General features: G+C 71.9%; 17 protein-coding genes and 1 pseudogene. 2 read left to right on the plus strand and 16 right to left on the minus strand.

Annotated features, from left to right (window positions below):
* Positions 1-5: 5 nt before the first annotated feature.
* The gene (locus ACZ67M_RS32440) at positions 6-986 is read right to left on the minus strand and encodes an aspartate carbamoyltransferase catalytic subunit (protein WP_125493518.1); all 981 of its coding nucleotides are present in this window, start codon (positions 984-986) and stop codon (positions 6-8) included.
* Positions 987-1,100: 114 nt separating this feature from the next.
* Positions 1,101-1,676 (minus strand): bifunctional pyr operon transcriptional regulator/uracil phosphoribosyltransferase PyrR, encoded by a 576-nt coding sequence (pyrR, locus tag ACZ67M_RS32445; RefSeq protein ID WP_361366566.1) that lies wholly within the window; start codon positions 1,674-1,676, stop codon positions 1,101-1,103.
* A gap of 299 nt (positions 1,677-1,975) precedes the next feature.
* Between pyrR and bldD the strand changes: the two genes are divergently transcribed.
* Complete coding sequence (gene bldD / locus ACZ67M_RS32450) at positions 1,976-2,479, plus strand: transcriptional regulator BldD (RefSeq protein ID WP_003977337.1); 504 nt, start codon at positions 1,976-1,978, stop codon at positions 2,477-2,479.
* A 107-nt stretch (positions 2,480-2,586) separates the two neighbouring features.
* Here the strand turns inward: bldD and nusB are convergent, their stop codons facing one another.
* The 14 genes from nusB to ACZ67M_RS32520 all read right to left on the minus strand — a co-directional run bounded on the left by nusB (position 2,587) and on the right by ACZ67M_RS32520 (position 16,008).
* A complete protein-coding gene (gene nusB / locus ACZ67M_RS32455; protein ID WP_125493520.1) occupies positions 2,587-3,030 on the minus strand; it encodes a transcription antitermination factor NusB in 444 nt (147 codons plus the stop codon).
* A gap of 2 nt (positions 3,031-3,032) precedes the next feature.
* Entirely contained in the window at positions 3,033-3,599 is a 567-nt protein-coding gene (efp, locus tag ACZ67M_RS32460) for an elongation factor P (protein ID WP_122617184.1), read from the minus strand.
* Positions 3,600-3,663: 64 nt separating this feature from the next.
* The gene (locus ACZ67M_RS32465; RefSeq protein ID WP_392014304.1) at positions 3,664-4,770 is read right to left on the minus strand and encodes an aminopeptidase P family protein; all 1,107 of its coding nucleotides are present in this window, start codon (positions 4,768-4,770) and stop codon (positions 3,664-3,666) included.
* Between the two features lie 162 nt (positions 4,771-4,932).
* A complete protein-coding gene (locus tag ACZ67M_RS32470; protein WP_385799392.1) occupies positions 4,933-5,829 on the minus strand; it encodes a Pro-rich N-terminal domain-containing protein in 897 nt (298 codons plus the stop codon).
* A 163-nt stretch (positions 5,830-5,992) separates the two neighbouring features.
* Positions 5,993-7,084 carry a 3-dehydroquinate synthase gene (gene aroB / locus ACZ67M_RS32475; protein ID WP_469853835.1) on the minus strand — a complete coding sequence of 364 codons (1,092 nt, stop codon included), beginning with the start codon at positions 7,082-7,084 and terminating at the stop codon, positions 5,993-5,995.
* Positions 7,081-7,599, minus strand: a complete 519-nt coding sequence (locus ACZ67M_RS32480; RefSeq protein ID WP_361360899.1) for a shikimate kinase — start codon at positions 7,597-7,599, stop codon at positions 7,081-7,083. Before ACZ67M_RS32480 ends, aroB begins: the two co-directional genes overlap by 4 nt.
* The gene (gene aroC, locus ACZ67M_RS32485) at positions 7,596-8,780 is read right to left on the minus strand and encodes a chorismate synthase (RefSeq protein ID WP_392104086.1); all 1,185 of its coding nucleotides are present in this window, start codon (positions 8,778-8,780) and stop codon (positions 7,596-7,598) included. The genes ACZ67M_RS32480 and aroC overlap by 4 nt, the downstream gene beginning before the upstream one ends.
* A gap of 161 nt (positions 8,781-8,941) precedes the next feature.
* Complete coding sequence (locus ACZ67M_RS32490) at positions 8,942-9,262, minus strand: hypothetical protein (RefSeq protein ID WP_469853836.1); 321 nt, start codon at positions 9,260-9,262, stop codon at positions 8,942-8,944.
* Positions 9,263-9,310: 48 nt separating this feature from the next.
* A complete protein-coding gene (locus ACZ67M_RS32495) occupies positions 9,311-10,150 on the minus strand; it encodes a shikimate dehydrogenase (protein WP_469853837.1) in 840 nt (279 codons plus the stop codon).
* Positions 10,131-11,894, minus strand: a complete 1,764-nt coding sequence (gene mltG / locus ACZ67M_RS32500) for an endolytic transglycosylase MltG (protein WP_469853838.1) — start codon at positions 11,892-11,894, stop codon at positions 10,131-10,133. The genes ACZ67M_RS32495 and mltG overlap by 20 nt, the downstream gene beginning before the upstream one ends.
* Before the next feature lie 128 nt (positions 11,895-12,022).
* Positions 12,023-12,487 carry a Holliday junction resolvase RuvX gene (ruvX, locus tag ACZ67M_RS32505; protein ID WP_450734401.1) on the minus strand — a complete coding sequence of 155 codons (465 nt, stop codon included), beginning with the start codon at positions 12,485-12,487 and terminating at the stop codon, positions 12,023-12,025.
* A 47-nt stretch (positions 12,488-12,534) separates the two neighbouring features.
* Positions 12,535-15,207 carry an alanine--tRNA ligase gene (gene alaS / locus ACZ67M_RS32510; RefSeq protein ID WP_469853839.1) on the minus strand — a complete coding sequence of 891 codons (2,673 nt, stop codon included), beginning with the start codon at positions 15,205-15,207 and terminating at the stop codon, positions 12,535-12,537.
* The gene (locus ACZ67M_RS32515; protein WP_361360885.1) at positions 15,207-15,551 is read right to left on the minus strand and encodes a hypothetical protein; all 345 of its coding nucleotides are present in this window, start codon (positions 15,549-15,551) and stop codon (positions 15,207-15,209) included. The genes alaS and ACZ67M_RS32515 overlap by 1 nt, the downstream gene beginning before the upstream one ends.
* A gap of 7 nt (positions 15,552-15,558) precedes the next feature.
* A complete protein-coding gene (locus ACZ67M_RS32520; RefSeq protein WP_125490934.1) occupies positions 15,559-16,008 on the minus strand; it encodes a DUF948 domain-containing protein in 450 nt (149 codons plus the stop codon).
* 163 nt (positions 16,009-16,171) lie between these two features.
* Between ACZ67M_RS32520 and ACZ67M_RS32525 the strand changes: the two are divergent.
* A pseudogene (locus ACZ67M_RS32525) lies at positions 16,172-18,359 on the plus strand (ATP-binding protein).
* The last annotated feature ends 31 nt before the right edge of the window (positions 18,360-18,390 follow it).

Genomic DNA, 18,390 nt, shown 5'->3' on the forward strand with positions numbered 1-18,390 from the left:
GTGTCTTACTTCTCCTCGGTGGTGCGGGCGTGGGTGACGGCGGGCTCGTTGCCGCCGAGCAGCAGGTACAGGACGGCCATCCGGATGGAGACGCCGTTGGTGACCTGCTCGACGACGGTGCAGCGGTCGGAGTCGGCGACCTCGGCGGTGATCTCCATGCCGCGGACCATCGGGCCGGGGTGCATCACGATGGCGTGGTCGGGCATCTTCGCCATGCGTTCGCCGTCGAGGCCGTAGCGGCGGGAGTACTCGCGCTCGGTCGGGAAGAAGGCGGCGTTCATGCGCTCGCGCTGCACGCGCAGCAGCATCACCGCGTCGGACTTGGGGAGCGTCGAGTCGAGGTCGTAGGAGACCTCGCAGGGCCAGGTCTCGACGCCGACCGGCAGCAGGGTCGGCGGGGCGACAAGGGTGACCTCGGCGCCGAGGGTGTGCAGCAGGTCGACGTTGGAGCGGGCGACCCTGCTGTGCAGGATGTCGCCGACCAGGGTGATCCGGCGGCCGTTCAGGTCCTTGCCGAGTCCGGCGTCGCGGCCGACCAGGCGGCGGCGCATCGTGAAGGCGTCGAGGAGGGCCTGGGTGGGGTGCTGGTGGGTGCCGTCGCCGGCGTTGACCACGGCCGCGTCGATCCACCCGGAGGTGGCCAGCCGGTACGGGGCGCCGGAGGCGCCGTGCCGGATGACGACCGCGTCGACGCCCATGGCCTCCAGGGTCTGGGCGGTGTCCTTGAGGGACTCGCCCTTGGAGACGCTGGATCCCTTGGCGGTGAAGTTGATGACGTCCGCGGACAGGCGCTTCTCGGCGGCCTCGAAGGAGATCCGGGTCCGGGTGGAGTCCTCGAAGAAGAGGTTGACGACGGTACGGCCGCGCAGGGTCGGCAGTTTCTTGATCGGCCGGTCCGCGACCCGGGCCATCTCCTCGGCGGTGTCGAGGATCAGGACGGCGTCGTCGCGGGTGAGGTCGGCGGCCGAGATGAGATGACGCTGCATCTGTCAGGCTCCGTAGGGCGAGTCATGCGGAAGAGCGGGATAATTCGGGCGGCCCGGCACGCGCGGGGGCGCGCCGACGGGGCGTACGGCACGGCTGGGTGCGTACGCGCGGCGCTAGGGGTGGGCGCCCGGGGCGGCCGGCTTGGCACCGAGCAGCACGGTGTCCCGACCGTCCTCCTCGGCAAGCTGGACCTTGACCGTCTCCCGCAGCGACGTCGGGAGGTTCTTGCCGACGTAGTCGGCGCGGATGGGCAGTTCGCGGTGGCCCCGGTCGACGAGGACCGCGAGCTGCACCGCGCGCGGGCGGCCGATGTCGCCCAGCGCGTCGAGGGCGGCCCGGATGGTGCGGCCGGAGAAGAGCACGTCGTCGACGAGGACGACCAGGCGGCCGTCGATGCCGTCACCGGGGATCTCGGTGCGGGCCAGGGCGCGCGGCGGGTGCATGCGCAGGTCGTCGCGGTACATGGTGATGTCGAGCGAGCCGACCGGCATCTTGCGTTCGGTGATCTGCTCCAGCTTGTCGGCCAGCCGCCGGGCGAGGAAGACGCCTCTGGTCGGGATGCCGAGGAGCACCACGTCGTCGGCGCCCTTGGCGCGCTCGACGATCTCGTGGGCGATGCGGGTCAGGACCCGTGCGATGTCGGGCCCCTCCAGGACGGGTCGTGCGTCCTGCGTGTCCTGCTTGTCCATGGGAAACGGACCCCCTTCTCCGCCTCACGGGACGGATCTTAAAGGACGTCGGATATGCGCCACCTACGGTAGCAGGCACACACGACCGCACTGGCGGCGCCCCCGACACCCCCATGTCACTCTTCTGCCGCATCCGTGTCACCCGCTCGGAGCAATGGATGGCGGATACCACGGAAGAGTCGGTGCGGCCCATTCGGCTTGACGCAGGAGAGTAACGCTGCGTAACCTCACAGTGAGTTACCAGCCGCGCGAGCCGGCAGACAGAGCCTGCCGCGTCGACACCTTGTCCGGGGAGCCATATGTCCAGCGAATACGCCAAACAGCTCGGGGCCAAGCTCCGGGCCATCCGCACCCAGCAGGGCCTTTCCCTCCACGGTGTCGAGGAGAAGTCCCAGGGCCGCTGGAAGGCCGTCGTGGTCGGTTCGTACGAGCGCGGCGACCGTGCCGTGACCGTGCAGCGCCTCGCCGAGTTGGCGGACTTCTACGGCGTTCCCGTGCAGGAGCTGCTGCCGGGCACCACCCCGGGCGGTGCCGCCGAGCCGCCGCCGAAGCTGGTCCTGGACCTGGAGCGGCTGGCCACGGTGCCGGCCGAGAAGGCGGGCCCCCTCCAGCGTTACGCGGCGACCATCCAGTCGCAGCGCGGTGACTACAACGGCAAGGTGCTCTCGATCCGCCAGGACGACCTGCGTACACTCGCCGTCATCTACGACCAGTCGCCCTCGGTCCTGACCGAGCAGCTGATCAGCTGGGGCGTCCTGGACGCGGACGCGCGCCGCGCGGTGGCGTCCCACGACGAGCTCTGAGCCCCGCACTCCGCAGCAGAAACGTGCCGCCGGGGTGGCCGGAACCGATTGGTTCCGGCCACCCCGGCGGCTTTGTCACGTCCGGGAGCTCAGCACACCCAGGGGTCCTACGCGCCACCTGCGGAGTCACGACGCAGCGAGGGCTTCAGATCCTTCAGCCGGCCGAGCAGGCCGTTCACGAACGCGGGCGAGTCGTCCGTGGAGAACTCCTTCGCCAGCTGCACCATCTCGTCCAGGACGACCGCGTCCGGAGTCGCGTCGACCCAGACGAGTTCGTACGCGCCCAGGCGCAGGATGTTGCGGTCGACGACGGGCATCCGGTCGAGCGTCCAGCCGACCGCGTACTGCGCGATCAGCTCGTCGATGCGCTCGGCGTGGGCGGCGTAGCCCTCGACCAGCTCCATCGTGTACTCGCTCACCGGCGGCTGCCGGGTGTCGGACCGGGAGTGCCGGACCCAGTCGGCGAGCACCGTCAGGACGTCGGCGCCGCGCTGATCACCCTCGAAGAGGATCTGGAAGGCGCGCTTGCGGGCCGTGTTGCGAGCAGCCACGGTTAGCTGTTCACCCGGCCGAGGTAGTCGCTGGAGCGGGTGTCGACCTTGATCTTCTCACCGGTGGTGATGAAGAGCGGGACGTTGATCTGGTGACCGGTCTCCAGGATGGCGGGCTTGGTGCCGCCGGTGGAGCGGTCGCCCTGGACGCCCGGCTCGGTCTCCTGGATGGTCAGCTCGACGGCGGCGGGCAGCTCGACGAAGAGCACCTCGCCCTCGTGCTGCGCGACGGTCGCCTCGAAGCCCTCGATGAGGAAGTTGGCGGCGTCGCCGACGGCCTTGCGGTCGACGTGCAGCTGGTCGTAGGTCTCCATGTCCATGAAGACGAAGTAGTCGCCGTCCATGTACGAGAACTGCATGTCACGCTTGTCGACAGTGGCCGTCTCGACCTTGACGCCGGCGTTGAAGGTCTTGTCGACGACCTTGCCGGAAAGCACGTTCTTGAGCTTGGTGCGCACGAAGGCCGGGCCCTTGCCGGGCTTGACGTGCTGGAACTCGACGACGGACCAGAGCTGGCCGCCTTCGAGCTTGAGCACCATGCCGTTCTTGAGGTCGTTCGTGGAAGCCACGGTTGCGGAATCTCCTGGACTGGACTGACGTGGACGACCCCGGAGCGTACGCACGAGCGCGAGGCTAGAGCGCGAGCAGCTCCTTGGTCGTGATGGTGAGTAGCTCGGGTCCGCCGTCCGCCTCGGGGCGCACGACGAGCGTGTCATCGATCCGGACCCCGCCCCGGCCCGGGAGGTGGACCCCCGGTTCGACGGTGACCGGCACACAAGCGTCCAGTTTACCCATGGCCGCAGGAGCCAACTGCGGGTCCTCGTCGATTTCGAGTCCGACGCCGTGCCCGGTGAGCGCCGGGAGGTGCTCACCGTACCCCGCCGAGTCCAGCGCCTGGCGGGCGGCCCGGTCCACGTCACGGCAGGCGGCACCGGGTGCGAGCGCCTCCCGTCCGGCCCGCTGGGCGGAGAAGACGAGGTCGTACAGCTCGATCTGCCAGTCGGCCGGCGAGGTGCCGATGACGAACGTACGACCGATCTCGCAGCGGTAGCCGCGGTAGGTCGCGCCCAGGCAGACCGAGAGGAAGTCGCCCTCCTCCACGCGCCGGTCGGTGGGGCGGTGGCCGCGGCGCCCCGAGTTGGGGCCGGTGCCCACGGAGGTGGGGAAGGCGGGGCCGTCGGCGCCGTGGTCGACCAGGCGGCGCTCCAGCTCCAGGGCGAGATGCCGCTCGGTGCGGCCGACCAGGATGGACTCCAGGAGTTCCCCGAGGGCCTGGTCGGCGATCTCGGCGCCGATGCGCAGGCAGGAGATCTCCTCCTCGTCCTTGACCACCCGGAGCTGCTCGACCGCCTGGCCCAGGTCGGTCAGGCGCAGCCGGGGTGCGACGGAGCGCATGGCGCGGTGCCGGACGACGGTGAGGTGGTGGTCCTCGGTGGCGAGGGACTCGGCGCCCTGGGCCGCGGCGAAGCCAGTCGCCGCGACGGCGGCGTCACCGCCGGGTCCCGGCAGCGCCCGTACCGGGAGCGACTCGTCGGGCCTGGCCTGGGCCGGCCGGTCGTCCAGCGGTCCGGAGCAGACCAGCACGTCCTCGGTCTTGCCGAGGAGCAGCACGGCGCCGTGCGGGGCGGCGCCCGCGAGATAGCGCACGTTGGCGGGCCGGGAGACGAGCGCCGCCGCGCTGCCGCCCGCGTTGCAGCGTTCCCGTAGGCGCGTCCGGCGGGCCGCGTACACCTCTGACATGCCCCGAGCGTATGGGCTCCGCCGCGGGGGCGCCGCCTGGGAGAGGCCGAGTGGGGATGCGGGGGTGTGTCCTTGGTGCGCCTACCGGGTCGGGGGTGCCGTCGTGGGGCGGCTGCGGGCCGGTGGGGCTTCTCGCGCCGTTCCCCGCGCCCCTTCGGGGCGCTACCAGCTCGGCGGGCTCGCTATCGAGCGGGAGAGGACCTCGTTCAGGACCTGGGCGGTTTCGGGGACGTCGAGTTGGGAGTTGTCGATGATGGGGAGGCCGGAGCCGTACCAGCCGGCCATGCGGCCGTGGATGCGGGCGACCTCCTCGTCGGTGAGGCGCCTGTTGCCGCGGCGTTCGGCGTTGCGTTCCAGGACGACGTCCAGGCCCGGCAGCAGGACGACCGGGAGCAGGCCGGGCCCGACGTGCCGCTTCCAGCCGCCGAGGCCGACGACCGGACGGTCCGGGAAGACCGCGTCGTCGAGGATGCAGGAGATGCCGTTGGCGAGGAAGTTGCGCGCGGAGAAGCCGCAGGTGCGGCGGGCGAGGCGGTACTGCGCCTCCGAGTGCTCGTTCCACCCGGTCTGGGGGTCGGCGAAGCCGGAGCGGACCCATTCGCGGACGTCGTCGAGGCTGATGTGCGCGGTGGGGACCCGGCGGTGGTCCGCCCAGTACTTGGCGACGCTGGTCTTGCCGGCTCCGGCGGGACCGATGAGCAGTACCGCCAGGGTGGTCGTGGTGGAGTCGGGTGCGGCGGCCGTCGCGGGGGGCACGCTGGGCACGGCGACGGGTCCGCCGGGCGGCAGCCGTACATGGCCGGTGGTGTCCGGCACGGGCGGGGCGGGGGCCGGCTGGTGGGCACCCGGTGCCGGGCCGGGTGCCGGTTGCGGCACCGCCGTCTGCGGCGGGGCCGCGGGGCCGGGGGCCCGCATCGGGTACTCCGGCGCGTGAGGCGGGGGCACGGGGGCGGGTCCCTGGTGCGGACCCGGGTGGTGTGCGGCCGGGGACCAGCCGGCGGCCGGTCCGTGCCCCGGCTGGTGGGGCGGCGGCAGCGGCGAACCCACGGGGTGCTGCATCCGGTGCCACTCCGTCTCGTACAGGTGATGAGCGCTGACAGCGGGACGGGGGCCCCGCGTGCTACCGAACGGTACCGCCCCCGGCCGTCCTTTGGTGAACGGCCGGGGGCGGCACTAAGTGCCCGTCGCGGGAGGTGAATCGGACGGATGGTGCACCGGGGTACTACTCGCCCACCTCGCCGTAGGCGGCGAGCAGGACGGCCGGGTCGGGGCCCTCCAGGACGGTGGGCTTGGCGAGTCCGTTCAGGACGATGAAGCGGAGCAGGTCACCGCGCGACTTTTTGTCGACCCTCATGTTCTCGACGAGCTTGGGCCACTGGTCGTGGCGGTAGTGCAGCGGCAGGCCGACCGCTTCGAGGATGGTGCGGTGCCGGTCGGCGGTGGCGTCGTCCAGGCGGCCCGCGAGGCGCCCCAGTTCGGCGGCGAAGTGCATGCCGACCGCGACGGCGGCGCCGTGCCGCCACTTGTAGCGCTCGTTCTTCTCGATGGCGTGGCCGAGGGTGTGACCGTAGTTGAGGATCTCCCGGAGGCCGGCCTCCTTCAGGTCGGAGGAGACGACCTCGGCCTTGACCTTGATGGACCGCACGATCAGCTCGGCGGTGTGCGGTCCGGCCGGGGTGCGCGCGGCCTGCGGGTCGGACTCGATCAGGTCCAGGATCACCGGGTCGGCGATGAAGCCGGCCTTGATGACCTCGGCCAGCCCGGAGACGTAGTCGTTGACCGGCAGCGAGTCCAGGGCGGCCAGGTCGCACAGGACGCCGGCCGGCGGGTGGAAGGAGCCGACGAGGTTCTTGCCCTCGGCGGTGTTGATGCCGGTCTTGCCGCCGACGGCCGCGTCCACCATGGCCAGCACGGTGGTGGGGACGGCGATCCAGCGCACCCCGCGCAGCCAGGTCGCGGCCACGAACCCGGCGAGGTCGGTGCTGGCGCCGCCGCCGACACCGATGATGACGTCGGTGCGGGTGAACCCGGACTGGCCGAGCGCCTTCCAGCAGTAGGCGGCGACCTCCGCGGTCTTGGCCTCCTCGGCGTTGGGCACCTGGATGGCGATCGCCTCGTAGCCCTGGTCGGCGAGGTCGGCGCGCAGGGCGTCACCGGTCTCGGCCAGCGCCTCGGGGTGGATCACCGCGACCCGCATGGCGCGGTCGCCGATCAGGCCGCCCAGCTCGCCGAGGAGCTGACGGCCCACCAGGACCTCGTAGGGGTCGGACCCGGCGGTGCCGTCGATCCGGATCCGGGTGACTGCCTCGCTCATGCTTCCTTCAACTCCAGTGCGTCCAGCGCGGCTTGGGTGACTTCCTCCGGGGTGCGGCCGTCGGTGGCCACGACCACCGTGGCCGCCTCCTCGTAGAGGTGCCGGCGGGCCTCCATCAGTTCGCGCCACTGCTTGCGCGGGTTGACCGCCAGCAGGGGACGCGCGGCGTTCAGGCCGGTCCGTTTGACGGCCTCGTCCACGGCCATGGAGAGGTAGACGACCCGCTGCCCGGCGAGCAGGGCACGCGTGTCCGCGTCCATGATCGCGCCGCCGCCGAGCGCGAGCACGCCGTCGTGCCCGGTGAGCGCCGTACGCACGGCGTTCTTCTCCAGCTCCCGGAAGACGGGCTCGCCCTCGTCCACGAAGATCTCGGCGATGCTGCGCCCCTGGGCGGAGACGATGTCCTCGTCGGTGTCCCGGTAGCCCACGCCGAGCCGCTCGGCCAGCAGATGTCCGACGGTGGACTTGCCCACGCCCATCGGGCCGACGAGGACGACCAGCGGGGCCCCGCTCATCGGATGGCCAGGGCGTCGAGGTACGAGGTCACGTTGCGGCGGGTCTCGGCGACCGAGTCGCCGCCGAACTTCTCCGCGACGGCGTCCGCGAGCACCAGGGCCACCATGGCCTCGGCGACGATTCCGGCGGCGGGCACGGCGGACACGTCGGAGCGCTGGTGGTGCGCCTGGGTGGCCTCGCCGGTGGTCACGTCCACGGTCTTCAGGGCGCGCGGCACGGTCGCGATCGGCTTCATCGCGGCGCGCACCCGCAGCAGCTCACCGGTGGTGAGGCCGCCCTCGGTGCCGCCGGAGCGGCCGGAGACGCGGCGGAGGCCCTCGGGCGTGTTCACGATCTCGTCGTGGGCCTGGGAACCGGGCACGCGGGCCAGCTCGAAGCCGTCGCCGATCTCGACGCCCTTGATCGCCTGGATGCCCATGAGCGCGCCCGCGAGCCGGGCGTCGAGCTTGCGGTCCCAGTGGACGTGGGAGCCGAGGCCCACCGGCACGCCGTAGGCGAGGATCTCGACGACGCCGCCGAGGGTGTCGCCGTCCTTGTGGGCCTGGTCGATCTCGGCGACCATCGCCTTCGAGGCGTCCGCGTCCAGGCAGCGCACCGGGTCGGCGTCCAGCTTCTCGACGTCGGCCGGCGTCGGGTACACACCCTGGGGTGCCTTCGCCGCGGCCAGCTCGACGACGTGGCTGACGATCTCGACGCCGGTCGTCTCCTTGAGGTACGACCGCGCCACGGCGCCGAGCGCCACGCGGGCGGCCGTCTCCCGCGCGGAGGCACGCTCCAGGATCGGGCGGGCCTCGTCGAAGCCGTACTTCTGCATGCCCGCGAGGTCGGCGTGGCCGGGGCGGGGCCGGGTCAGCGGGGCGTTGCGCGCCAGGCCGGCCAGCACCTCCGGGTCGACCGGGTCGGCCGCCATGACCTGCTCCCACTTGGGCCACTCGGTGTTGCCCACCATCACGGCGACCGGGGAACCCATCGTCAGGCCGTGCCGGACGCCGCCGAGGAAGGTGACCTCGTCGCGCTCGAACTTCATCCGGGCACCGCGTCCGTAGCCGAGCCGACGCCTCGCCAGATGGTCCGCGACCATGTCCGTGGTGATCGGCACGCCGGCGGGCAGTCCCTCCAGCGTCGCCACGAGTGCGGGACCGTGGGACTCCCCCGCGGTCAGCCAGCGCAACCTGCTCAACGGTGCTCCTCAGTGCTCGCGCCCCGGTATGCCTGCGTACACGTCTTCTCCGCGTACGGCGACGGCTCGACCGGGTGCGCGGCCCCGGTCCGCCACCTTCGATCCTCCCACGTCCGGCGCTCCGGACCGCCCGCCGGTCCATGGACCGGACGGGGGGCCGGTCAGGCGGGGCCGTCCCCCTGCCCCCGCGCCGGGGCGTAGGAGCCGAGGAAGTCGGCGCCGCTCTGCCGCCGCGGCGGCGCGTACGGTCCCAGGTGGTCGGCGCCGCTGCCCTGGGCGTACGGTGCCGGCGCGGTGACGGGGTGCCCTGGGTTCGGCGCGCGGCGGCGGTCGATCCTGCGCTTGAGCTTGACCACCCAGCTCGCGACGACGGCGAGCACGACCAGCGCGAGCACCGTGATCTGCACCCAGTCGGGCAGGAAGCCCAGTACGGCTTCGAAGATCTGGGTCTTGACGGAGGCCAGCGGCACACCGGTGTCCATGGTTCGTTCTCCCCCTCCCGTTCCGCCCCCTGCGGAACCGGAGGGATCCTAACGGCCGGCGAGCGCGCGTTCTCCCGCTTTTCGCATGGCGGCGAGGGGGGCGGGGGCGCGGCCCGTCATCTGCTCCACCTGGAGGACCGCCTGGTGGACGAGCAGGTCGAGGCCGCTGACGACGGCGCCGCCGGACAGCGACCAGCGAGCGGCCAGGGCCGTGGGCCAGGGGTCGTAGAGCACGTCGAAGAGGGTGCCCGGCATCTCCGGGACCGCACCGGCGAGGGCGTCGGTGGTCCCGGCCGGGGTGGTGGCCACGACCAGCGGGGCACGCAGCGCCTCCTCGGCGTCCGCCCAGTCAGCGATGCGCACACCGACGTCGAGGCGTCCCGCCCAGCCGCGCATCTCGGCGGCGCGCGCCGCGCTGCGGACGTAGACGGTGATCTCGCCGGTGCAGATCCTGGCCAGTGCGGCGAGCGCGGAGGACGCTGTGGCGCCGGCGCCGAGGACCGCCGCGGTCTCGACCTTCTCGATGCCGTGCTCGCGCAGGGCGGCGACCATGCCGGGGATGTCGGTGTTGTCGCCGGTCCTGCGGCCGTCGTCGGTGAGGACGACGGTGTTGACCGCGTCCACGGAGGCCGCCGTCTCGCTGATGCCGTCGAGCAGCGGGATCACCGCCCGCTTGAGCGGCATCGTCAGCGACAGCCCCGCCCACTCGGGCCCCAGCTCCTCGAGGAAGCCGGGCAGCGCCGCCTCGTCGACGTCGAAGCTCTCGTACGTCCAGTCCGCCAGCCCCAGCTCCGCGTAGGCGGCGCGGTGCAGTACCGGGGAGAGCGAGTGGGCGATCGGGGAGCCGAGAACGGCGGCCCGGCGACGGTCAGTTGCCGGAGCTGGCATCGAACTTTTCCTTCAGCTTCAAGAACTCGTCGTGCGTCTTGGCGAACTCGGTCTTGGCCACGCCGTCCGTGGCCACGAAGTAGATCCAGCCGTCCTTCGTGGGGTTCAGCGCGGCTTGCAGAGCCTCTTCGCCCGGGTTGCCGATGGGTCCGGGCGGCAGGCCCTTGTTGGTGTAGGTGTTGTACGGGTCCGTGTTGCTGTTGATCTCGGACTCGCTGATGTTGATGTTGCTCTGGCCCTTGAGGTAGTTGAAGGACGAGTCGAACTGGAGCTTCTGGTTCGTCTCGGTGTTGGTGGGCTTGAGCCGGTTGTAGATGACCTCGGACATCTTGCGGAAGTCGTCGTGGGTCTTGCCCTCCGCCTGCAAGAGGCTCGCGACCGTGAGCAGCTCCCACGGATTCTTGAGGCCCAGGCCCTCCGCCTTCTCCTCCAGGCCGATCCGCTGGTACTGCTCGTTGGCCCGGGACACCATCTGCTTCAGCACGTCCTCGGGCTTCTGGCCCTTGGCCGCCGAGTAGCTGGACGGGTAGAGGAAGCCCTCCAGGGGGTCCTTGACGTTCTTGTGGTTCAGCGCCCAGTCGGGCAGGCCCAGGCTGTCCGCCTCGGTCTTGGCGACCTTGGCGGTGGTGCCTTCCTTCACTCCGAGGCGCTTGTCGATCGTCTTGTAGACGTCGACGTTGCGCCTGCCCTCGGCGATGATCAGGTTGCTGCGGCTGCCGGGGCTGAGCAGGAGTTCGACCGCGCTCTCGGCGGACATCTCCTTCTGCAGCGTGTACACGCCGTCCTGGATGCTCTTGCCCCGGGGGTTGCTCTGCTGGGCGGCGATGAAGGCGTCGACGCTCTTCACCACGCCCTGCTTCTTCAGCTCCTGGCCAATGGTGGAGCCGCCCGCGCCCTTGGGGATGGTGACGGTGACTTCCTCGCCGTTGCCGTCGCCCGCGAAGTTCGGGGCGGCGCCGAAACGGTCCTGGTAGAACTGGTAGCCGAAATAGCTGACGCCCGCCACGCCGCCGCCCAGCACCAGGCAGACCACCAGGCAGGCACATCCGCTGCGACGTTTCTTCGGCTTGCCGCCACGGCCCCTGCGGTCCTCGCGGCCGTCGTCCGCCGGGTCGTCGTCGCTGTCGGCGTCCCGGCCGGCGAAGAACGCGTGTTCGCCCTCGTCGGGTCCGGGGTCCCAGTCGGTGCGCTGCGGCTCGGGCTCGGTGCGCCGGCGGCCGGGCGGCTCCGGCGGCGGGTACGCCTCCGGGGTGCCGTAGAAGTCGGGCTGTTCGGCCGGGTAGCCGGCGGGCTGCCGTCCGTAGGGGTCAGACGGGTCGCCGGGGTACTGCGCGTGGGGATGCGCGCCGGTGTCCCAGTTGCCGTTGTCGTATCCCTGCTGGGGGTGCGCCTGGGGCGCGTACTGCTGGCCGTACTGCTGCTGGTCGTACTGCTGCTGGTCGTACTGCTGCTGGTCATACTGCCGCTGGTCGTACTGCGGCTGACCGTACTGGTCGTACTGCGGCTCGGGGTGCTGCCGCCCGTACTCGTCGTACTGGGGCTGGTTGCCGTACGCGGACTGGCCGCCGTCGCTCCAGTCGGCGTACTGCTGCTGGGCGTGCTGCTGCTCCGGATACTGTGGCTGGCCGCCGTAGGGGGACTGCCCGCCCGGGTGGGCCTGCTGTCCTCCCCATCCGCCGTCCCCGTACAACGGGTCCTCCGGATGCCACGGTTCGGAGCCTGGGCCCCGGCCATAGTCAGTCATCGATCCCCTAGAGCCGCGAGGGGACGGGGGGCGGGGCCTGTGTAGGAGGGCCTGCTTCCGTTCCGCCTCTTGCTGTGCGGTGGCTGTTCGAATGCCTCCGCATCGCGCGGAACGTTACCGTATCGCGATCAGATGACCACTTCGACGCCCTCGCCGGGTGGCCTGCCTGACACCCGTTCGGATTCCAGCGCCTGCTGGAGGATGATCACAGCGGCGGCCTGGTCGATGACGGAGCGGCCCTTCTTGGACCTCACGCCCGAGGCGCGCAGCCCCTGGGTGGCGGTCACCGTGGTCATGCGCTCGTCGACGAGCCTGACCGGCACCGGCGCGATGCCCTGGGCCAGCTCCTGCGCGAAGCGCCGCACCTTGGCCGCGGCCGGGCCCTCGCCCCCCTTGAGGGAGCGCGGGAGCCCGACGACGACCTCGATCGGCTCGTACTCCTCCACCAGCAGCCTGAGTCTGCGGTGCGCGGCGGGCACGTCGCGTCCGGGGACGGTCTCCACCGGTGTGGCGAGGATCCCGTCGGGGTCGCAGGAGGCGACCCCGATCCGGGCGTCCCCGACGTCGACGGCCAGGCGGCGGCCGCGGCGCATCGCCGGGCCCTCCGCCTGGTCCCCCGCCCGAGGGTGCTCCGGACCGCTCACTTGGCGGTGTCCGCCACGAGGCGCTCCACGGCGTCCACGGCGTCGCCGATGGCGGCCGCGTTCTGGCCGCCGCCCTGGGCGACGTCCGGCTTGCCGCCACCGCCGCCGCCGAGGGTCTTGGCGGCGGTGCGCACCAGGTCGCCCGCCTTGAGGCCGCGCTCGCGGGCGGCGTCGTTGGTGGCGATGACCGTCAGCGGCTTGCCGTTGACCGTCGTGAACAGGGCCACGACCGCGGCCCGGCCGCCCTGGATGCGGCCGCGCACGTCGAGGACCAGCTTGCGCAGGTCGTCGGCGGTGGTGCCGTCCGGGACCTGCCCGGTCACCAGGGCCACGCCGCGCACGTCCTTGGCGGACTCGGCGAGTCCGGCGGCGGCCTGGAGGACCTTCTCCGCGCGGAACTTCTCGATCTCCTTCTCGGCGTCCTTGAGCTTGCCGAGCATCGCGGAGACCTTCTCCGGCAGTTCCTCCGGACGGCCCTTGATCAGCTCCTGGAGCTGGGCGACGACCGTGTGCTCCCGGGCGAGGAAGTTGTAGGCGTCCACGCCGACCAGGGCCTCGATGCGGCGCACGCCCGAGCCGATGGACGACTCGCCGAGCAGCTTGACCAGGCCGAGCTGGGCGGTGTTGTGCACGTGGGTGCCGCCGCACAGCTCCTTGGAGAAGTCGCCGATGGTGACGACCCGCACCCGCTCGCCGTACTTCTCGCCGAACTCGGCCATGGCGCCCTGCTTCTTGGCCTCGTCGATGCCCATGACCTCGGCCTGCACGTCGAGATCGCGCGCGAGCACCTCGTTGATCTTCTGCTCGACGTCGGTCATCACGGCCGTCGGCACGGCGGAGGGCGAGCCGAAGTCGAAGCGGAAGCGGCCGGGCTGGTTCTCGGAACCGGCCTGGGCGGCCGTCGGGCCGAGGGCGTCGCGCAGGGCCTGGTGCGTGAGGTGGGTGGCCGAGTGGGCGCGCGCGATCGCGTGGCGGCGCCGGTCGTCGATGGAGGCGTGGGCCTTGGCACCGACGGTGACCTCGCCGACCTGGACGACGCCCTTGTGGACGTACACGCCCGGGACCGGCTTCTGGCAGTCCCGGACCTCGATCACGGCCCCGGTGTCGACGCGGATCCGGCCGGTGTCGCCGATCTGGCCGCCGCCCTCCGCGTAGAACGGGGTGCGGTCCAGCACGATCTCGACCTCGTCGCCCTCGGTGGCGGCCGGGGAGGAGGCGCCGTCGACGAGGATGCCGACGATCGTGGACTCGCTCTCGGTGTGGCTGTAGCCGACGAAGTCGGTGGCTCCGGCCTGGTCGGCGATCGCGCGGTAGGCGCCGGCGCCGGCGTGCCCGGTCTTCTTGGCCTGGGCGTCGGCCTTGGCGCGCTCCCGCTGCTCCTTCATCAGGCGGCGGAAGCCGTCCTCGTCCACGGAGAGGCCCTGCTCGGCGGCCATCTCCAGGGTGAGGTCGATCGGGAAGCCCCAGGTGTCGTGGAGCAGGAAGGCCTTGTCGCCGGCGAGCACCGTGCCGCCGCCGGCCTTGGTGTCGCTGACGGCGGTGTCGAGGATGTTGGTGCCGGCCTTCAGCGTCTTGAGGAAGGCGTTCTCCTCGGCGAGCGCGACCTTCTCGATCCGCTCCCGGTCGGTGACCAGCTCGGGGTACTGCTGCCCCATCATGCCGATCACGACGTCGATCAGGTCCTGGACGACCGGGCCGGTGGCGCCGAGGAGCCGCATGTTGCGGATGGCGCGGCGCATGATGCGGCGCAGCACGTAGCCGCGGCCCTCGTTGCCGGGGGTGACGCCGTCGCCGATGAGCATCACGGAGGTGCGCATGTGGTCGGTGACCACGCGCAGGGAGACGTCCGAGGCGTGGGCGTCGCCGTAGGCCACGCCGGTCAGTTCGGTGGCCTTGTTGATGACCGCCATGGAGGTGTCGATCTCGTACATGTTCTGCACGCCCTGCAGAATCATGGCGAGGCGCTCCAGGCCGAGGCCCGTGTCGATGTTCTTGCTCGGCAGCTCGCCGAGGATCTCGAACTCCTCCTTGCCGATCCCCTCGCCCCGCTCGTACTGCATGAAGACGAGGTTCCAGATCTCCACGTACCGCTCGTCGTTGACGGCGGGGCCGCCCTCGACGCCGAACTCGGGGCCGCGGTCGTAGTTGATCTCGGAGCAGGGGCCGCAGGGGCCGGGGACGCCCATGGACCAGTAGTTGTCCTTCTTGCCGAGGCGCTGGATGCGCTCGGCGGGCACGCCCACGACGTCGTGCCAGATACGCTCGGCCTCGTCGTCGTCCTTGTAGACGGTGATCCACAGGCGCTCGGGGTCGAGGCCGTAACCGCCCTTGTCCTGGGGGCTGGTGAGCAGCTCCCAGGCGTACTTGATGGCGCCTTCCTTGAAGTAGTCGCCGAAGGAGAAGTTGCCGCACATCTGGAAGAACGTGCCGTGGCGCGTGGTCTTGCCGACCTCTTCGATGTCGGGCGTCCGCACGCACTTCTGCACGCTCGTGGCGCGGTCGAAGGGCGGCTTGACCTCACCCAGGAAGTAGGGCTTGAACGGCACCATGCCGGCCGGGACGAGGAGCAGAGTCGGGTCGTCCGCGATGAGCGACGCCGAAGGGACGACGGTGTGACCGCGCTCCTCGAAGAAGCTCAACCAGCGGCGACGAATCTCGGCCGACTCCATCAGTGGTCCTCATTCCGGTTGTACGAGTACGTCGTCCTGTCGACGTACGTCGGGTTGTTCTCGATGGCGTCGCGGCGCCGGGGTGCGGGGAGTTCGCGGTCGACGGGGGCGTTCAGCCCGAGCGCGTCGTCCAGTTCGGCCTCCCGCTGGGCCATGTTGTCGCGGACGTCGAGGGCGAAGCCGACCGCGCGGTCCTTGAGCCGGGTGCCCGCGTCGAGCGCCTTGTTGGCCGCGGTCGCGGCGATGCTGTCGGGGGTCAGCTGCTTGAGCTTCCGGTTGACCTTGGTGGTGGCCCAGACACCGGCGGCCATGCCGGTGCCGAACCAGAAGGTACGGCGGAACATCGCTGGATCAGTCCTTCTTCCGCTTCGTCCGCCGCGCGGCCGGAATCGTACGGCCCACGATCACGGTACGCCGTTCCCTGGCCGGCCCGGCGGGCAGGTCGTCCTTGCGACCGCCGAGTGCCCGGCGCACGCCGTATCCGAACGCCGCGACCTTGACCAGCGGACCGCCGAAGGTGGAGGCCACGGTGGTGGACAGCGCGGAGGCGTTGGACGTGACCTCCTGGACGTCGGAGGCGATCGCGTCGACCCGGTCGATCTGGGTCTGCGCGGAGCGCACCGCCGACGAGGCGTCGGACAGCAACGGAACGGCCTGGTCGGTCACGTCCGCCACCAGCTTGGTGGTCGCCCTGAGCGTCTGGGCCAGCCTCGCCAGCGCGACGGCGAGGAAGGAGACCAGGATCGCCCAGAAGACCGCCACCAGGATCCCGGCCACCTCGCCACCGGACACTGTGTGCACCCGCTCCCTAGAGACGTACCTGAACATCGGGAAAGTCGCGCACCGAGCCTATCGCGCCGCACGCGGCGCTCCGTACCCGATTCCGTTCGCGCGCGGCGCGATCCGGTCGAGTTGTGTGAAGCGATTGTACGGAGTGAATACGGTTCAGTACGCTCCGTGTTTTATGCGAGACCATCGGCGCGACGGCGTCCCGCACGGCAACCTCCCGCTGGAACTCGACAGTTTCGTGGGGAGAGGGAGAGAGCTCGCGCAGCTTGGCCGGGCGCTGGACGCCGGGCGGCTGGTGACCGTCACCGGCGCCGGCGGTGTCGGCAAGTCACGGCTGGCCGCGCGGGCGGGCGCCGGGCGCGCGCCCCGGGACGGGGTGTGGCGGGTGGAGCTGGCGCCGGTGCGGGACGCGGAGTTCGTCGACTACGCGGTCGTGGAGGCGCTGGGCCTGACCGACCACACGACCAGGCTGCCGCGCGAGACCCTGTTCACACACCTCGCCGAACGGGACCTGCTGCTGCTCCTGGACGGGGTCGAGCACGTGGTCGACGCCTGTGCCGGGCTGGTGACCGACCTGCTGGGCCGCGCCCCGGGGCTGCGCGTGCTGGCGGTGGGACGCCGGCCGCTGGGCGTGGCCGGGGAGCTGCTGGTCCCGCTGGCGCCGCTGGGCCCCGAGGAGGCGCTGGAACTGCTGACGGTACGGGCCAGGCAGCGGAGCGTGCCGCGCCGGCCGGAGGGCGGTGACCACGGGGACCGGGGCGAGATGCGCGAGCTGTGCCGGCGCCTGGACGGGATCCCGCTGGCGATCGAGCTGGCGGCGGGGCGGCTCGGCGCGCTGTCGCCGGGACAGGTGCTGCAACGGCTGGACGACCGCTTCCGGCTGCTGACCGGCGGCGACCGCAGCGCGCTCCCCCGGCACCGGACGCTGCGCACGGCGATCGGCTGGAGCCATGAGCTGTGCACGCCTCAGGAGCGCCTGCTGTGGGCGCGTCTGTCGGTGTTCACCGGGCCGTTCGACCTGGAGGCCGCCGAGTACGTGTGCAGCGGCGACGGGCTGCCCGCCGGGGACGTCCTCGACGTGCTCTCGGCGCTGCTCGCGCAGTCCTTGCTGGCCCGCGAGGAGACCCCGGCGGGGGTGCGCTACCGGATGCTCGACACGGTCCGGGCGTACGGCGCCGACTGGCTGGAGGCGATGGGCGACGCGGCCCGGCTGCGGCGGCGGCACCGGGACTGGTACGTGGGCCTGGCGACCTGGTGCGAGCTGGAGTGGTTCTCGCCGCGCCAGGGCGAGGTCGCCGCGCGGGTGGACGCGGAGCTGCCGAATCTGCGCAGCGCCCTGGAGCACTGTCTGACCGAGCCGGACGCGGCGCACCTGGGCCAGTACCTGGCCGGTGCCCTGTGGTTCCACTGGGTGGGCTGCGGGCGGCTGTCGGAGGGCCGGCGCTGGCTGGAGCAGGCGGTGCGGCTCGACGCGGAGCCCACGGCGGGCGAGCAGTCCCGGCTGAAGGCGCTGTGGGTGCTCGCCTACGTGGCGATCCTCCAGGGCGACACGGTGCCCGCGCTGGCGGCGCTCCAGGAGTGCCGCGAGGAGGCGGAGCGGTCGGCGAATCCCACGGCGGTGGCGTACGCGGAGCACCGCACCGGTTGTCTGGCGCTGGTGACGGACGACATGCCGCGCGCGGAGCGGCTGTTGCGCTCGGCGCTGGAGCGCTACCAGGAGATCGGCGAACTCAACAGCAACGTCCTGATGGGACAGGTGGAGCTGGCGATGACCCGGGCGTTCCAGGGCGATCTGCCGGACGCGGTGCGCCTGTGCGAGGACGTGCGCCGGGTGTGCGAGGACCACGGTGAGCGCTGGGCCCGGGGCTACGCCCTGTACGTGCTGGCGTACGCGGCCTGGAGCGAGGGCGACCCGATGCGCGCCCGTGAGCTGCTGGCGGACTGCCTGAGCGGCGCCCACGGTTTCCGGGACCAGCTGGGCTCGGTGCTGGCGGTGGAGCTGCTGGCGCTGGTCACGGTGGCGGAGGGCGACCCGGCGGAGGCCGCGGTGCTCCAGGGCGCCGCGGGCCGGATGTGGCCTTCGGTGGGGCTGCGGTTGTTCGGCTCGGCGCACTACAACGCGCCGCACGAGCTGTGCGAGGCGGCCGCCCGGGAGCAGTTGGGCGACGAGCGGTACGAGGAGTGCGTGGGGCACGGGGCGCTGCTCGGCCGCCCGGAGGCGGTGTCGCGGGCGCTGCGCAGGCCCGGGGCGGCGGGCCTCGCTGCCGGCGCCGCGCGGGGCGGGGCGGCGGACCGCGCCGGGCGCGCGGACGGCGAAGCCCGCCGCCCCGCCCACCCGTAGGGGTGGGGAGACGGCGGGCTGAGGTACCGCTGGTGGTGCTGCGCCGGGGCTGG

This window comes from Streptomyces sp. NPDC107500, from assembly GCF_055582785.1.

Coding starts and splice junctions, on each gene's coding strand:
- ACZ67M_RS32440 (WP_125493518.1), bottom strand. CDS start 986: ATGCAGCGTCATCTCATCTCGGCCGCCGACCTCACCCGCGACGACGCC.
- aroB (WP_469853835.1), bottom strand. CDS start 7,084: ATGAGCGAGGCAGTCACCCGGATCCGGATCGACGGCACCGCCGGGTCC.
- pyrR (WP_361366566.1), bottom strand. CDS start 1,676: ATGGACAAGCAGGACACGCAGGACGCACGACCCGTCCTGGAGGGGCCC.
- ACZ67M_RS32495 (WP_469853837.1), bottom strand. CDS start 10,150: ATGCCAGCTCCGGCAACTGACCGTCGCCGGGCCGCCGTTCTCGGCTCC.
- ACZ67M_RS32515 (WP_361360885.1), bottom strand. CDS start 15,551: ATGTTCCGCCGTACCTTCTGGTTCGGCACCGGCATGGCCGCCGGTGTC.
- ACZ67M_RS32470 (WP_385799392.1), bottom strand. CDS start 5,829: ATGCAGCACCCCGTGGGTTCGCCGCTGCCGCCGCCCCACCAGCCGGGG.
- ACZ67M_RS32465 (WP_392014304.1), bottom strand. CDS start 4,770: ATGTCAGAGGTGTACGCGGCCCGCCGGACGCGCCTACGGGAACGCTGC.
- ACZ67M_RS32480 (WP_361360899.1), bottom strand. CDS start 7,599: ATGAGCGGGGCCCCGCTGGTCGTCCTCGTCGGCCCGATGGGCGTGGGC.
- bldD (WP_003977337.1), top strand. CDS start 1,976: ATGTCCAGCGAATACGCCAAACAGCTCGGGGCCAAGCTCCGGGCCATC.
- alaS (WP_469853839.1), bottom strand. CDS start 15,207: ATGGAGTCGGCCGAGATTCGTCGCCGCTGGTTGAGCTTCTTCGAGGAG.
- mltG (WP_469853838.1), bottom strand. CDS start 11,894: ATGACTGACTATGGCCGGGGCCCAGGCTCCGAACCGTGGCATCCGGAG.
- ruvX (WP_450734401.1), bottom strand. CDS start 12,487: ATGCGCCGCGGCCGCCGCCTGGCCGTCGACGTCGGGGACGCCCGGATC.
- ACZ67M_RS32490 (WP_469853836.1), bottom strand. CDS start 9,262: ATGGACACCGGTGTGCCGCTGGCCTCCGTCAAGACCCAGATCTTCGAA.